Origin of the sequence: Streptomyces sp. NPDC058812, from assembly GCF_042744565.1 — a bacterium.
GTDB lineage: Bacteria > Actinomycetota > Actinomycetes > Streptomycetales > Streptomycetaceae > Streptomyces > Streptomyces thinghirensis.
The window spans coordinates 427,543-442,431 of record NZ_JBHYOB010000004.1 but is presented as its reverse complement, the minus strand read 5'-3'; the positions used below and the strand labels follow the sequence as shown (position 1 = coordinate 442,431).

Genomic DNA, 14,889 nt, shown 5'->3' with positions numbered 1-14,889 from the left:
GCGGACCCTCTGTGCCAGGCGGTCTTCTGTGCCAGGCGGTCCTCTGTGCAGGCGGTCCTCCCGACCGCTCCGTGCTTCTCCGTGCGGGGCGAGGCGGAACAGGGGAACGCCCCGTTCCGCCCCGCCGGTGTGCGCTGCCTTTCTACCAGGTGAGCCAGCCGACGACCGTGGTCACCGAGTCCCCCACCACACTGGAGATCTTGGAACCGACCTCCTCGGCCACGGGGCGCAGTGCGTCGTCGACGCCGCCGAACTTGCTGAGCAGCGCGCCCTTGCCCAGGAAGATCCCGCCGACCGCGAACATGCCGAGCGCGCTGTGGAAGTCGCTGCCCTGCCAGTTGTCGGCGATGCCGTGCAGCAGGGCGCTCGCTCCCTGGAGGCCCCAGGAGACCAGGCCGACCGCGCCGGCGGCCGCCAGCAGGGCCGGGGCGGCGGGCGGGAACAGCAGGGCGCCCACGCCCAGTACGACGCCGGCCGTGCCGACGATCGCGCTCCAGTGCCCGGTGACCTTCGCCCACTGCTTGGCGGAGCCGATGTCCTCCGGCCACAGCTCCCAGTCCCAGTACCAGGGCTTGTCCTCGTCGGAGTTCTGGGAGGGGTTGGTCCCGTTCTCCTCGTCCTGCCTCGCCTTCTCGGCGGCCTGGCGCGCGGCTTCGGCGGCCTCGGCCCGCCGCTTCGCGGCCACGATGGAACGTGCCTCGCTGGCTGCCGCGGCGGCGGCCTGCTCGTCCTTTCCGGCTTCGATCGCCGAGGCCCGGGCGCTGGCCGCGGACGCCTGCGCTTCCGCCGCGTACGAGACCGCCTGCCGGGCGGACGCCGACGCCTGCCGCATCGAGTAGTTCGCCGTCCGGGCCGCGCCGCGGGCCACCGAGGCCGCCTGCTTGGCGCTGGCGGCGGACTTGGCGGCGTCGGCCGCGGACTGGTCGGCGGCGTCCGCGTTCGCCTTCGCCTCGATGGCGGATTCGGAGGCGTCCGAGGCGTATCCCTTGGCCTTCTCCGCCCACTCCGTCGCCTCCGACGCGGCCTGCCGGGCCTCGGCCGCCGCCTTGGAGGCGAGCGCGGCGTCCGCGAGGGCCTGCGCGGCCACCTTCGCGGCGTGTGCGATGGCCGCGCGGATGGCGGCGACGTGGGTGGCGTGGTCCTGGTCGAGGCGGGCGACGTTGTACTTGTCGCGGGCGACGAAGTACCGCCGCATACGGGCGGAGCCCTCGAGGACGATCTGCGCGGCCGACTTCATGTAGGGGCCGCCGGAGTCGAGGAGACGGAAGATCTCGACCTGGTCGTCCTGCTTGACCGCCTCAGCCAGTTCCACGTTGAGGAAGCGGTGCAGGGCCAGGGCGCTGCCGTCGTTCAGCGCCGCCTCGGCCTTCGCCTTGACGGCCTTGCCCGGGTCCTCGTTCAGGATCGAGAACACGGTGACGCGGTTGTCGGTGGCCGCCGCCTCGATGACGCCGGTGGCGAGGAAGTCGCCCGCGGCGTCCGGGTCCTCACTGGCCAGCGCCAGGTGCGCGGCCTCGGCGACCGCGGGCTTGGCCGCCTGGGCGATGGTCAGGACCGTCTCGCGGTCGTCCTGCCGCTGGGCGAGGAGGCGGTCGGTGTCGATCCAGTTGACGACGTCCTCGTCCGCCCCGGAGAGGGCGAACTCGGCGGCCTCCCGCGTCCAGCTGCCGGTGGCGTTCAGAAGCTGGACGGCGGCCTTGCGGCCCTCGATGACGGCCTTGGCGGTGTCCCCGCCCTTCAGTGCCGTCTCGGCCGCGGCGATGAGGTCCTTGATCTCCGTGCTGGTCTTGTCCGCCTGGGTGCGCTGGTTCTCGGCCCGGGCGGCGTCGTCGGTCTCGGCCTTCGCCCTCAGGCGGGCCTCCTCGACGCCGAGTTCGGTGTCCTGGGCGATGCGGGCCGTTTCCGCGGCGCGCGCCGCGGCCTCCACCTCCTGGGCCTCCTTGACGGCGTCGGCGGCCGTCGTGGCCGCCTCGACCGCCGCCTCCGCGTAGGCGGTGGACCGCTTGGCGTACTCGACGGCCTCGCCGGCGGCGTCGGCCGCCTCGTTCGCGGCGGCGGCCGCCTTGTCGGCGTGGTCGGCGGCGCTGTTCGCGGCGTCGCGTGCCACGCGCGCCGCGGCGGCGGCCCGGTTGGCGAGGGTCTGGGCGGTGCCGGCGGCGCGGGTGGCCCTCGCGGCTGCGGCGTTCGCCTCGGCGGCGGCCTGCCGGGCCTTGGCGGCCTGGGACTGGGCCACGCCCGCCGAGGCGGCGGCGTCGGCGGCGGCGTTGGCGGCCGCGGCGGCGTTCTGGGCGGCGCCGGCGGCGGCGGAACCGGCCGCCGACGCCTGCTGGGAGGCGATCGCGGCCTGGTCGGCGGCCTTCGCGGCGGTACGCGCCCGGTCGGCGGCACGGGTGGCGCCCTCGGCGGCGCGGCGGGCGGCGTCCGCCTTGTTCGCGTCCTTGGACGCGGCGATGGCGGCACCGTAGGCGCGGGAAGCGGCGTTGCCGGCAGCGGCGGCGGCAGCGGCGGCGGCCTGCGCGGCGCGGGCGGCGCGGGCGGACGCCGCCTGCGCGGTGCGGGAGGCGGAGATCGCCGTGTTCGCGGCCGAGGCGGCGCCGCGGGCGGCGTTCGCGGCGTCGTTCGCGGCCCGGGCCGACTTGCGGACGTCCTCCTTGGCGGCCCGCGCCTCCTCGGCCGCCTTCAGCGCGGCGGCCTTCGCCTCCTCCGCCGCCTTCTTGGCGTGGTCGGAGGCGGCCACCGCCTGCTCGGTCTTGAGCTTCGCCTGCTTGCCCTCCCGCTCGACGACGGCGACCAGCTGGTCGATCGTCGCGGCCTCCTCGTCGCGGGCCCGGGCGATGAACTGGCCCGAGACGAGGAACTGGTGGACGGCCGCGGCCGACCCGTCGCTCAGAGCCTGCTCGGCGTACTTCTTCACCTCGGGGGAGGCGGTGTTGAGGATCGTGAAGAGCTCGACCCGCTCGTCCTCCGCCCGCGCCGTGTACTGGGTGTCGTCCAGGAACGTGCGCAGAGCCTTCGTGGTGCCCAGGTCCAGAGCCTTGGTGGCCTCGCGCCTGACGCCCGGTCCGCTGTTGTTCAGCACGGTGAGCACCGCGACGCGCAGGTCCGTGGTGACGGGCTCGGCGTAGCCGGTGCTCAGGTAGGTGGCGATGGCCTCGTCGCCGGCGGTCAGGGCGGCCTGGGCCGATTCCTGCGTGGACTTGCCCGCGTGGGGCAGGCCCGTGAGAACGGCGAAGCGGTTGTCCTCCGCCTGCGCCACCGGGAGTTCACCGGTGAGGAAGGTGGACACGGCGGTCGAGGAGCCGACCAGGGCCGCGGCGGCGGCCTCGCGGACCGCGGTGCCGCCGATCTTGTACTGCCAGACCGCCTTGCCCCGGTCCGTGTCGGGCAGCCCGGTGTCCGACACGTCGGTGTCCGTCCCGGCGGCCCGGGCGGGTGTGGCGGTCAGGGTGGCGATGGCCGGCAGGGCGGGAACGGCCGCCGCCGCCCCGGCGGCGGTCGTGAGTATGCGGCGTCTGCTCCACAGTGACGCTGACAAAGTGAGCATCCTTCCCGGGATACGACGGTGCAGCTACGGATGCGACGGCCCGACCCCCCGCCGGTCGGCGGGCGGTGAAGGGCCGTCATCTGATTGCGGGTACGGACCGGAACATTACCCGGACAACACGAATTCGCCATTGGTTGGCCAGAAGATGAAAATTTCGGGAAGGGTAAGCGATCGAGCGCGAATTCTTCGAAGGAATGACAAGGGGTTATGAGGGATTTATAGAGCATTCACGCTTCCTTCACGGTGGCCCGTACAACCTTTTCGCGAGTGGTGTACGTCACGTCCGATCCGAGCCGGGTAACCCATTTATGTCGATTGGACCGTTGGACAAACGTCGAAGTGACGACTTCCATGCAGCAGGTCAATGGGGGTGGGGGTGCGGCGTGAGTGCTCGCCCTGTTCGCGGGGGATGTGCTTCAAGTGTTGAGCGATATCTGACTCTGTGTCCTTCCCGCCCTTTTTTGAACATGTTCCGGATATACGGTTCGAATCGACCACAAGGACTGTCATGAAGGCAAAGGCACGTAGCAGAATCGCGTCCGGAACCGGGCGCCTCATAGCGCGGACGGCCGCTGCCGCCGCCGCGGCGGGCGCGCTGGCCTGGCTCGTCGCCGCAGGCGGCGCGGGGGCCTCCGAAAAGGGGGACACCGCCGCGACGCGGGCGGTCGCCGAAGAAGCACCGGGATACGCCGTCGAGAACTTCGCCTACCCGCAGGCGGACAAGGTCCTCGAGGAGCAGGGCATCCTCCTCAAGCGCGGTGACGGCCACATCGTCCTCGCCGAGTGCGCCTCCGGCACCGGCCAGTTGGAGATCTACTCCCGGCAGGCGTCGAGTGTCTGCTTCGAGGTCACCGGCGCCAGCGGCTGGCTGACGATGGAGATTCCGTCGGTCTACGGCGTGAAGGCGAACGAGTACGAGACCGAGGTCGACATGACCGTCGGTGACGAGGAGAAGTCCTTCGACGTCCCCGCCAACTCCTGGAAGGCAGTGGGCGAGAGCGCCGACGAACAGGGGCGCCCGCACATGCTGGTGGAGATCAGGACCTCCAAGTAGCGACCAGCCGACCCAACCTGCCGGATCTGCCACCAAGGAACAGACACATGTCGCATACCAGACCCGTGCGCCTCGCCGCACTGGCCGCCTCGCTGATCGCCGGGCCGATCGCGCTGACCGCCGTACCCGCCGCCGCCGTGACGGGCCCCGCCGTTCCCGACTCCGACACCACCCGCGCCTACGCCGCCCAGGTCATCGTCGGCGACCACGACCGCGGCTGCTCCGGCGTCCTGGTCGACACCGAATGGCTGCTCACCGCGGCCAGTTGCTTCGCCGAGAACCCCGCCGAGAGCCTCGCGGTGCCCTCCGGGAAGCCGGCGCTGAAGACCACCGCCACCATCGGCCGCTCGAACCTCACCGGCACCGGCGGCGCGGTCCGCGACATCGTGGAACTCGTGCCCCGCACCGACCGGGACGTGGTCCTGGCCCGGCTGAACCGCCCGGTCACCGGCGTCGCCCCGATCGGTCTGGCCGCCACCGCGCCGACCGCGGGCGAGGAGCTCACACTCGCCGGTTACGGCCGCTCCACGACCGAGTGGGCACCGCTCAACCTGCACACCGGCACCTTCTCGGTGGACGCGGCCGACGCGACCACGGCCACGGTCACCGGCCAGGACGGCGTCGCCGCCTGCATGGGCGACACCGGCGGCCCCCTGGTGCGCACCGTGAACGGCACCCCGCAGCTGGTCGCCCTCGGCAGCCGCTCGTACCAGGGCGGCTGCTACGGCATCGACGAGACCGAGACCCGCACCGGCGGAGTCGTCGCCCGCGTCGACGACCTGGCCTCCTGGGTGCGGTCCAAGACCGGCGCCAACCGCATCACCGACTTCAACTGCGACGGCGCCGAGGACATCGCCATCGCCGACCCGCAGGCCACCGTCGGCGGCGACGCCAAGGCGGGCCTGGTCCGGATCGTGTACGGCGGGGGCAAGGGCACCGCCGAGATCTCCCAGGACCTCGACTGGGTGGGCGGCGGTTCGGAGGCCAACGACCAGTTCGGCGAGACCATCGCCACCGTCGACTACGACCAGGACGGCTGCACCGACCTTCTGGTCGGCATCCCCCGCGAGAACCTCGGCGACGCCGTCGACGCCGGAATGGTCGACCTCCTGCACGGCGCCCCCGGCGGCCTGGGCACGGGAGCGACCAAGGACACCAACTTCCAGCAGGCCACCGGCAACGGCTCCATCTCCGCCTCCACCCCCGAGACCGGCGACCTCATGGGCGCGGCCCTCGCCGCCGGCACCTCCGCCGCCGGCGAGCCCTTCCTGGTGATCGGCACGCCCGGTGAGGGCCTCAGCGGCGCCGCCAAGGCGGGCCAGGCGTTCTACGTGAGCCGCGGCACCAACGTCTCCGTCCACCAGGACAAGCTGAACGTGCCCGGCGCCGTGCAGGCGAACGACGGCTTCGGCGCCTCCGTCGCGGCCGACGCCAACCACATCGCGATCGGTGCCCCCGCCGAGAGCATCAACGGCGACGGGGCCGCCGGCAACCTCGCGGTCTTCTCCCACGAACTGAACTCCGAGAAGCGGCCCACCCCGCTCTTCGGCCTCGACCAGGACCTGGACACGGTCTCCGGCGGCGCCGAGGCCGGCGACCGCTTCGGCGCGGCCCTGGCCCTGGCCCCCTACCGCGCCTCGGGCTCGGCGACCGCCGACGGGTCGATCCTCGCGGTCGGCACGCCGGGTGAGGCCCTGAACGTGGAGGGCGTGAGCAAGGCGGAGACCGGCGCGGTCCTCACCTTCCGCGTCACCGCGTCCGGCTCCTACACCCAGCTCAACGGCCTCTCCTCCGGCACCGGCACCGACGACGTCTCCGGCACCTCCGAGGCCGGCGACCACTTCGGCACCACTGTGACGGCCATCAACACCGCACCGCGGGCGGTCAGCACCGAGGCGACCATGAAGCTGGCCGTGGGCATCCCGGACGAGGCACTCGGTTCGGTGCCGAAGGCCGGCGCCGTGCACATCTTCTCGCTGCTGGGCTCGCCCGGCGCCAACGACAAGTGGGTGGAGTCGGGCGACGGCGACGGCATCCCCGGGGCCCCCGGAGCCGACCAGCGGCTCGGTTCCAGCATCCACTTCACCGGCACCCACCTGTACGTCGGCATGCCGTACGGTCCGAGCAGCACCGGCGCCCTCCACGCGCTGCCGATGTCCAACGTGACCCTCGGTGAGCCGACCGCCCCGGTCACCGTGTACCGGCCGGGGCAGGGCGGCCTCCCGCCGGTCGGCACCGCCTTCGGCTACGCGGCCCGCTAGGGCCGGGCAGACCCTGGTACCACGGCACCGCGAAGGGGCGTCCGGTGAACCCACCGGGCGCCCCTTCGTCGTGCTCACCGCCGGTCAGGCGATGTGCTCGTCCTCCAGCTCCGCGCTGTGGCGGTTGGTGAAACGGCTCACCAGCCGCTTGGCCTCGGGGTCGGCGAGCGGCGTGCCGAACGTCGCCTCCACGTTGTCGCCGAACTCGCGGGGCGTCGGGTAGCTGCCGTTGATCGACTGCTTGAAGACCTGGTAGTAGGCGTCCTCGTCCGGGCCCTGCGGCTCCGGCGTGCCGCCACCCTCCCCCAGCTCACGGGTGCGGTGGGGGCCCACCGGTATGGGGAAACTGCCGGTGTCCTCCGGAGAGGGCTCCCGCACGGGCGGCTCCTCCTCGAACTGCTGCCGGTACTGCTCGGCCTGCCGCTGTTCCGCCTCCCACCGGGCGTACTCGTCCGGGTCGTACGCGGGGTCGTAGCCGCCGTGGTACTCGACGGACTGCGGGTCCCGGGCGTGCAGCCACAGGTTCTGGTTCTGGTTGTGGTTCTGGTCCACGGCGGGGTCCTGGTCCGCCGCCGGGTTCCGAACCGCCGCGGGGTCTTGGCTCGCTACCGGGTTTTGGCCCGCCGCGAGGTTTTGACCCACCGGGTTCTGGTTCACCGCGGAGTTCTGGCTCACCGCGGCCTCCTCCCGCCCGGGCTCCGGCGCCGGCTCCCGGCCGCCGACCAGCTCGGGGCGCTGCCCACCGGCGGGCTCCGCCTTCCGCAGGGAGTGCGCCGCCCCGGTGGGGACCCCGTCGTCCGCGAGCGCGTCGGCCTGCGGCGCCGGCGGCAGCAGCGCCGGTTCGATGCCCGCCGCAGCCAGGCCCGCCGGGGCAGTCTGCGCCAGGGGCACGCCGTAGCGGGCCAGGCGCAGCGGCATCAGCGACTCCACGGGCGCCTTGCGGCGCCAGCCACGCCCGAACCGCGAGCGCAGCCGGGCCTGGTACACCAGACGCTCCTGCTCCAGCTTGATCACCTGCTCGTAGGAGCGCAGCTCCCACAGCTTCATACGGCGCCACAGCAGGAAGGTCGGACCCGGCGAGAGCAGCCAGCGGGTGAGGCGGACACCCTCCATGTGTTTGTCGGCGGTGATGTCGGCGATCCGGCCGATCGCGTGCCGGGCGGCCTCGACCGACACCACGAACAGGATCGGGATCACCCCGTGCATGCCCACACCCAGCGGGTCCGGCCACGCCGCCGCGCCGTTGAACGCGATCGTCGCCGCCGTCAGCAGCCAGGCCGTCTGCCGCAGCAGCGGGAAGGGGATGCGGATCCAGGTCAGCAGCAGGTCCAGGGCCAGCAGCACGCAGATGCCCGCGTCGATGCCGATCGGGAAGACGTAGCTGAAGTTCCCGAAGCCCTTCTGCAGGGCCAGTTCCCGCACCGCCGCGTAGGAACCCGCGAAGCCGATCCCGGCGATGATGACGGCACCGAAGACGACCATGCCGATGAGGACGCGATGCGTCCGTGTCAGCTGTAGTGGCGCGGCCACCCGTACTCCCCTCCCAGTGCCTGTTGTTGCGCGCAACAGAGTGGCACATGTGTGCGGGGGACGGGTGGCCGGTGGGTCGATACGGTCCGTCAGCTCGACTTCGACGACGACTTGGACGAGGACTTCGACGACTTGGACGGCGACTTCGCGTCCGAGTCCGACGCCGGCTTGGACGGCGACGACGAGGTGCCCGACTTGCCGCCGCCGGTGTCGGCGGTGTTGGCCTTCGTCACCGCGGCCACCGCCTCCTTGGCCGCCTTCTGCGCGTCCTTGGCCAGGTCGTCGGCGTCCGGTGTCTTGTCGCCGGCCAGGCCCGCGCCGTTGTAGTCGACGGTGACGACGACGTTCTCGACGCGCGCCACGACCGTCTGCTGCTTGAAGGTGCCTTCCTTCTTCTTCAGGTCGTAGCGCACGGCCGACGCCTCGTCGCCCGTGCCGCTCACCGGCGCGGTCTTCACGCCCTTCGCGCCCTGCACGGCCTGGGCGTCCTTCAGCTGCTTCGCGTAGTAGTCGCGCGCCAGCTTGTCGCCCTCGCCGCGAGACGCGACCGACTCGAAGCGCAGCATCGACACGCTCAGCCAGCGGAACTGAGAGCCCTTCACGCCATTGTCGTCCAGGCTGTCCCAGGAGCAACCGGCGCGCGTCGCCGTGTCGTTGGACGCGCCCTCCTTGCCGGAGTCGGCCTTCGGCACCAAGTCTTCCAGCGTCTTCTTCGTCACCACCGAACACGGCTCCGGAAGCTTCCCGTACGCCGCGGCCCGGACCGTGGGGGAGGGCTTCGCGGACTTGGACGCGGCCGTCTTGTCCGCGGCCTTGTCCTTGCCGTCGTCGGAGCCGGAGTCCGAGGAGCAGCCGGCTGCCACCAGCATCACGGGGACGGCGGCCGCACCGACAAAGGCGCGGCGGAGTCGCTTCGCTCGCTGGTCTCGCTGGTCACGCTGGGCTCGTCGCTGCATGGTTCCTTCACTCATGGCACTCGTGGTTCCTGCGGTCGGAACGGGTCCGAGGGGCCACCGTACGCGGTGGGAAAACCACACGACCCTGCTTCAGGTGCATCGCGCGCGGACGCGGTTGAGCCCGAACCGGGCTCAACCGCTCAGTGAATCCGCCAGCTGGGAAGCCAGTTTCCGTGCCATGTCCTGCATTTCCTCGCTGTCCGGCACGACTCCGAGAGTCGCCGACTGCTCCGCGTACTCGATGGTCACCACGACGTTGGACGTGCGGAACGCCACAGTCACCGTGCGCCGCTTCGCCGTCGAACCGGAACTGCTCAGCTCGTCGTCCACGAACGCCTCGTCTCCCAGATCGTCGAGGAGCCGGGGCTGGAGTTCGGCGGGCGTGGCACCGGACGCGCTCGACGAGGGGGCGGCGGACGACGCGGAGCCGGAGGCCGAGGCGGAGGGCGTGCCGGACGGCGCGGTGGCGGACGGTGACCCGGATTCCGGCGCGGAACCGGACGCGGAAGCCGACTCGGACCCCGGCTCCGACTCGGACCCCGACTCCGACTCGACCGGTTCGGGCAGGTCGGCCGCTTCCACCTGCTTGGCGAAGAGCGTCTCGGCCTCGCTGTCGTCGCTCACGGAGGTGTCGTACGACACCACACGCTCGAAGTCGACGAAGAGGTGGTTGGTGGCGTCCGCCGAATCCACCTTCCAACGGCAGCCGACCTTGCGGTCGGTGTCGTACGCGAGTGTCGCCTCGCCCGCGTACGCCTTCTCCCGCTGCTCCTCGTCCGCGATCTCCTCGAGGCCGGGCAGGAGCGAGCCGAGCGCCTTGTCGCCGACCGCACCGCACGGCTCCGGAAGGGTGCGGTACTTGCCGGGCTCGGCCGCCTCGGTCGCGACACCGGGCCGGCCCGGGTTGGAGTCGTCCGCCGTGGCGCCGTCGCCCGAGCCGCCGGTGCAGCCGGCCAGCAACGCCGCCAGGACGGCGGCGACGCCGGGTACGTAGGCCTTCCGCTGCACGGTGCGGCTCCTCTCGCCGGGTGAGGCTGTGGTCGGTACTCCAGTGTCCCCGCTGGTTATTCGCTTGCCGCACGGGGGCGACCCCTGCAGACAATGTGTATCGCACGCGCTGCCGTGAACGCCGGTCGGTCGTCCCTTTGACTGCCCTTGGCGCCGGTTTTGCGCTTTGAGACTTCTGTTTGTTTTCCGGGGGAATGAGGGCGATATGTCGTACGTGGAGATGCCGGGCGCGAAGGTGCCGATCCGGCTGTGGACCGACCCCGCGACGGTCGAGGAGGGTGCGCTCCAGCAGCTGCGCAACGTCGCGACCCTGCCGTGGATCAAGGGCCTCGCGGTCATGCCGGACGTGCACTACGGCAAGGGTGCGACGGTCGGGTCCGTGATCGCGATGCGGGGCGCCGTGTGCCCGGCGGCGGTGGGGGTCGACATCGGCTGCGGGGTGTCGGCGGTGAAGACGTCCCTGACGGCGAACGACCTCCCGGGCGACCTGTCGCGGCTGCGCTCGAAGATCGAGCAGGCGATTCCGGTGGGGCGGGGGATGCATGACAGTCCCGTCGAGCCGGGACGGTTCCACGGACTGGCGACGGCGGGGTGGGACGACTTCTGGGGGCGGTTCGACGGGGTGGCGGAGGCGGTGAGGTTTCGGCGGGAGCGGGCGGCTCTGCAGATGGGGTCACTCGGATCGGGCAACCACTTCTGCGAATTTTGCGTAGATACGTCCGGTTCTGTATGGCTCATGCTCCACTCCGGCTCCCGCAACATCGGCAAGGAACTCGCCGAACACCACATGGGCGTCGCCCAGAAGCTCCCGCACAATCAGGGCTTGGTCGACCGTGACCTCGCGGTGTTCGTCGCGGACACCCCGCAGATGGCGGCGTACCGCAATGACCTGTTCTGGGCGCAGGAGTACGCGAAGTACAACCGCACGATCATGATGGCGCTCTTCAAGGACGTGATCCGGAGGGAGTTCAAGAAGGCCAAGCCGGTCTTCGAGCCGGAGATCTCCTGTCACCACAACTACGTGGCCGAGGAACGGTACGACGGCATGGACCTGCTGGTGACCCGCAAGGGCGCGATCCGCGCGGGTTCCGGGGACTACGGGATCATCCCCGGCTCCATGGGCACGGGTTCGTACATCGTGAAGGGCCTCGGGAACGCCGATTCCTTCAACTCCGCCTCTCACGGCGCCGGCCGGCGTATGAGCCGGAGCGCGGCCAAGCGCCGCTTCTCCACGAAGGACCTGGAGGAGCAGACGCGGGGCGTGGAGTGCCGCAAGGACTCGGGTGTCGTGGACGAGATCCCGGGCGCCTACAAGCCGATCGATCAGGTCATCGACCAGCAGCGCGACCTCGTGGAGGTCGTGGCGAAGCTGAAGCAGGTCGTCTGCGTGAAGGGCTGACGCCGGGGACGCCGTCCGGCGTCAGCCCTCCCGGTGCACCTTCGTGTTCGACGCCTGGGCGCGGGGGCGGACGACCAGGAGGTCGATGTTGACGTGGGCGGGGCGGGTGACCGCCCAGGTGATGGTGTCGGCGACGTCGTCGGCGGTCAGGGGGTCGGGGACGCCGGCGTAGACCTTGGCCGCCTTGTCCTCGTCGCCGCCGAAGCGGGTCAGGGCGAACTCGTCGGTCTTCACCATGCCCGGTGCGATCTCGACGACGCGGACCGGGCGGCCGACGATCTCCAGGCGGAGGGTCTCGGTGAGGACGTGTTCGGCGTGCTTGGCGGCGACGTAGCCCCCGCCGCCCTCGTAGGTGGCGAAGCCCGCGGTCGAGGAGACGACGACGATCGTGCCGTCGCCGCTCGCCTCCAGCTTGGGGAGCAGGGCCTGGGTGAGGTTGAGGGTGCCGAGGACGTTCGTCTCGTACATGCGGCGCCAGTCGTCCGGGTCGCCGGTGGCCACCGGGTCGGCGCCGAGCGCGCCGCCCGCGTTGTTGACCAGGACGCCGACCGTCTTGAAGGCGGTCGCGAACTCGTCGACGGCCTCGCGGTCGGTGACGTCCAGGGGGTACGCCGTCGCCTTGTGGCCGGCCGTCTGGATCTCCTCCGCCAGCGCCTCGACGCGGTCCTTGCGGCGGGCCGTGAGGACGACGCGGTAGCCGGCCGCGGCGAGCTGCCGGGCCGTGGCGGCGCCGATGCCGCTGCTCGCACCGGTGACGACGGCGATGCGGGAGGCGGCGGACGGGGCGGCTGCGGTGGCCATGGGCTGCTCCTGGTGCGTGATGAGGGCGGTGCGACCGGTCGCCGCCCAGCGTAGTCAGCCGCCGTTGCGCGGCGCCCACATGATCACGGCCATCCCGGCCAGGCAGATCAGCGCGCCGGTGACGTCCCAGCGGTCGGGGCGGTAGCCGTCCGCGACCATGCCCCACAGGATCGAGCCGGCCACGAAGATCCCGCCGTACGCGGCGAGGACGCGGCCGAAGTGGGCGTCGGGCTGGAAGGTGGCGACGAAGCCGTACGCGCCCAGGGCGAGGACGCCGCCGGTGGCCCACAGCCAGCCGCGCTGTTCGCGTACGCCCTGCCAGACCAGCCAGGCGCCGCCGATCTCGAAGAGGGCGGCGACGACGAAGAGGGCGGCGGAGCGGAGCACGAGCATGCGAGCAGCCTCGCACGGCGGGGCCGGGGCGCTCGCGTCCCCTTCGGCCGTTGCGTCACCTGCTGAGGCTGCTGGTGGCTGCTGGTGGCTGCTGGGGGCCGGAATAACGACTGCGGGCCGACCGTTGGGCGGTATAGTTGAACCGTCAACAACTCGGAGGTTGAGCGACCATGCAGTTCGGCATCTTCACCGTCGGCGACGTCACGCCGGACCCGGCCACGGGGCGTACGCCGACCGAGCGTGAGCGCATCAAGGCCATGGTCGCCATCGCGCTGAAGGCCGAGGAGGTCGGCCTCGACGTCTTCGCGACCGGCGAGCACCACAACCCGCCCTTCGTGCCGTCCTCGCCGACCACCATGCTCGGCTACATCGCGGCACGCACCGAGCGGCTGGTCCTCTCCACCTCCACCACCCTCATCACCACCAACGACCCGGTGAAGATCGCCGAGGACTTCGCGATGCTCCAGCACCTGGCCGACGGCCGGGTGGACCTGATGATGGGGCGCGGAAACACCGGCCCGGTCTATCCGTGGTTCGGCAAGGACATCCGCGAGGGCATCAACCTCGCCGTCGAGAACTACGCCCTGCTGCACCGCCTGTGGCGCGAGGACGTCGTGAACTGGGAGGGGAAGTTCCGTACGCCCCTGCAAGGGTTCACGTCCACGCCCCGGCCGCTGGACGGGGTCGCGCCGTTCGTCTGGCACGGGTCCATCCGGTCGCCGGAGATCGCCGAGCAGGCGGCCTACTACGGCGACGGCTTCTTTCACAACAACATCTTCTGGCCCGCCGACCACACCAAGCGCATGGTCGAGCTGTATCGGAACCGCTACGCCCACTACGGGCACGGCACCCCCGAGCAGGCGATCGTCGGCCTCGGCGGGCAGGTGTTCATGCGGAGGAACAGCCAGGACGCGGTGCGCGAGTTCCGGCCCTACTTCGACGTCGCGCCGGTGTACGGGCACGGGCCGTCGCTGGAGGACTTCACCGAGCAGACGCCGCTCACCGTCGGCTCGCCGCAGCAGGTGATCGAGAAGACGCTGGCCTTCCGCGAGTACGCCGGTGACTACCAGCGCCAGCTGTTCCTGATGGACCACGCGGGGCTGCCCCTGAAGACCGTGCTGGAGCAGCTCGACCTGCTCGGCGAGGAGGTCGTGCCGGCGCTGCGCGAGGAGTTCGCCAAGGACCGCCCGGCGAACGTGCCGGACGCGCCGACCCACGCGTCCCTGCTTGCCACCCGCGAGGACCCGGCCGAGGAAGGAGTACGGGCATGAAGCTCGTCGTCGTCTCCGCGGGACTGAGCGTCCCGTCGTCCACCCGGCTGCTGGCCGACCGGCTGGCCACCGCCACGGCCGGGCGGGCCGGCACCGACGTCCAGGTGGTCGAGGTGCGCGAGCTCGCCGTGGAGATCGCGCACACCTTCACCAACGGGTTCCCGGGGCGGAACCTGTCCGCCGCCTTCGACGCGGTGCGCGAGGCCGACGGCCTGGTCGTCGTGACTCCAGTGGTCTCGGCCTCGTACAGCGGGCTGTTCAAGTCGTTCTTCGACACGCTGAGCGCGACCGACGAGGACGCCCTCGCCGGGAAGCCCGTGCTGATCGGCGCGACCGGCGGCACGGCCCGGCACTCCCTGGTCCTGGACCACGCCCTGCGTCCGCTCTTCGCCCACCTCAAGGCCGTCGTCGTCCCGACCGGCGTCTACGCCGCCTCCGAGGACTGGGGCGCCGAGGGGCTGGACGGGCGGATCGAGCGGGCGGCGGGGGAGCTGGCGGGGCTGATGGCCGGGCTGTCGGGCGGGCTGTCGGGTGGGTTGTCGGGCGAGCTGCCGGCGGCCCGGGAACCGGCCGGGAAGCCGGCGGGCGACGCCTTCGAGGTCGTGCCCTTCGAGGAGCGGCTCGCCGCGCTGCGGACCGCCGGGTGAGATCTCGGTAAGAAGCCCGGCCGTC

Annotated in this window: 11 protein-coding genes; 5 read left to right on the top strand and 6 right to left on the bottom strand. The window is 71.7% G+C overall.

Annotated features, from left to right (window positions below; all coding sequences use genetic code 11):
• Positions 1–142: 142 nt before the first annotated feature.
• Entirely contained in the window at positions 143–3,535 is a 3,393-nt protein-coding gene (locus tag ACFW48_RS11625; RefSeq protein ID WP_386312972.1) for an ALF repeat-containing protein, read from the bottom strand.
• 517 nt (positions 3,536–4,052) lie between these two features.
• Here ACFW48_RS11625 and ACFW48_RS11620 point away from each other — a divergent pair.
• On the top strand, positions 4,053–4,598 hold the full coding sequence (locus ACFW48_RS11620) for a hypothetical protein (protein WP_386312969.1): 546 nt from the start codon (positions 4,053–4,055) through the stop codon (positions 4,596–4,598).
• Between the two features lie 47 nt (positions 4,599–4,645).
• Entirely contained in the window at positions 4,646–6,859 is a 2,214-nt protein-coding gene (locus tag ACFW48_RS11615; RefSeq protein ID WP_386312966.1) for a trypsin-like serine protease, read from the top strand.
• 84 nt (positions 6,860–6,943) lie between these two features.
• Here the strand turns inward: ACFW48_RS11615 and ACFW48_RS11610 are convergent, their stop codons facing one another.
• From ACFW48_RS11610 to ACFW48_RS11600, 3 genes are all read right to left on the bottom strand, one after another.
• A complete protein-coding gene (locus tag ACFW48_RS11610; RefSeq protein ID WP_386312964.1) occupies positions 6,944–8,389 on the bottom strand; it encodes a DUF2637 domain-containing protein in 1,446 nt (481 codons plus the stop codon).
• Between the two features lie 89 nt (positions 8,390–8,478).
• Complete coding sequence (locus ACFW48_RS11605) at positions 8,479–9,360, bottom strand: DUF3558 family protein (protein WP_386312962.1); 882 nt, start codon at positions 9,358–9,360, stop codon at positions 8,479–8,481.
• A gap of 117 nt (positions 9,361–9,477) precedes the next feature.
• Positions 9,478–10,353, bottom strand: coding sequence for a DUF3558 domain-containing protein (locus ACFW48_RS11600; RefSeq protein ID WP_386312959.1), 876 nt, complete (start codon positions 10,351–10,353; stop codon positions 9,478–9,480).
• A 205-nt stretch (positions 10,354–10,558) separates the two neighbouring features.
• Between ACFW48_RS11600 and ACFW48_RS11595 the strand changes: the two genes are divergently transcribed.
• Positions 10,559–11,752 (top strand): RtcB family protein, encoded by a 1,194-nt coding sequence (locus ACFW48_RS11595; RefSeq protein ID WP_386312957.1) that lies wholly within the window; start codon positions 10,559–10,561, stop codon positions 11,750–11,752.
• 21 nt (positions 11,753–11,773) lie between these two features.
• Here the strand turns inward: ACFW48_RS11595 and ACFW48_RS11590 are convergent, their stop codons facing one another.
• Both ACFW48_RS11590 and ACFW48_RS11585 read right to left on the bottom strand, forming a co-directional pair.
• The gene (locus ACFW48_RS11590) at positions 11,774–12,553 is read right to left on the bottom strand and encodes an SDR family NAD(P)-dependent oxidoreductase (protein WP_386312955.1); all 780 of its coding nucleotides are present in this window, start codon (positions 12,551–12,553) and stop codon (positions 11,774–11,776) included.
• 54 nt (positions 12,554–12,607) lie between these two features.
• A complete protein-coding gene (locus ACFW48_RS11585) occupies positions 12,608–12,946 on the bottom strand; it encodes a YnfA family protein (protein WP_386312953.1) in 339 nt (112 codons plus the stop codon).
• 170 nt (positions 12,947–13,116) lie between these two features.
• Between ACFW48_RS11585 and ACFW48_RS11580 the strand changes: the two genes are divergently transcribed.
• Positions 13,117–14,217 carry an LLM class flavin-dependent oxidoreductase gene (locus ACFW48_RS11580; RefSeq protein WP_386312951.1) on the top strand — a complete coding sequence of 367 codons (1,101 nt, stop codon included), beginning with the start codon at positions 13,117–13,119 and terminating at the stop codon, positions 14,215–14,217.
• On the top strand, positions 14,214–14,864 hold the full coding sequence (locus ACFW48_RS11575; protein ID WP_386312949.1) for a CE1759 family FMN reductase: 651 nt from the start codon (positions 14,214–14,216) through the stop codon (positions 14,862–14,864). Before ACFW48_RS11580 ends, ACFW48_RS11575 begins: the two co-directional genes overlap by 4 nt.
• Positions 14,865–14,889: the final 25 nt, after the last annotated feature.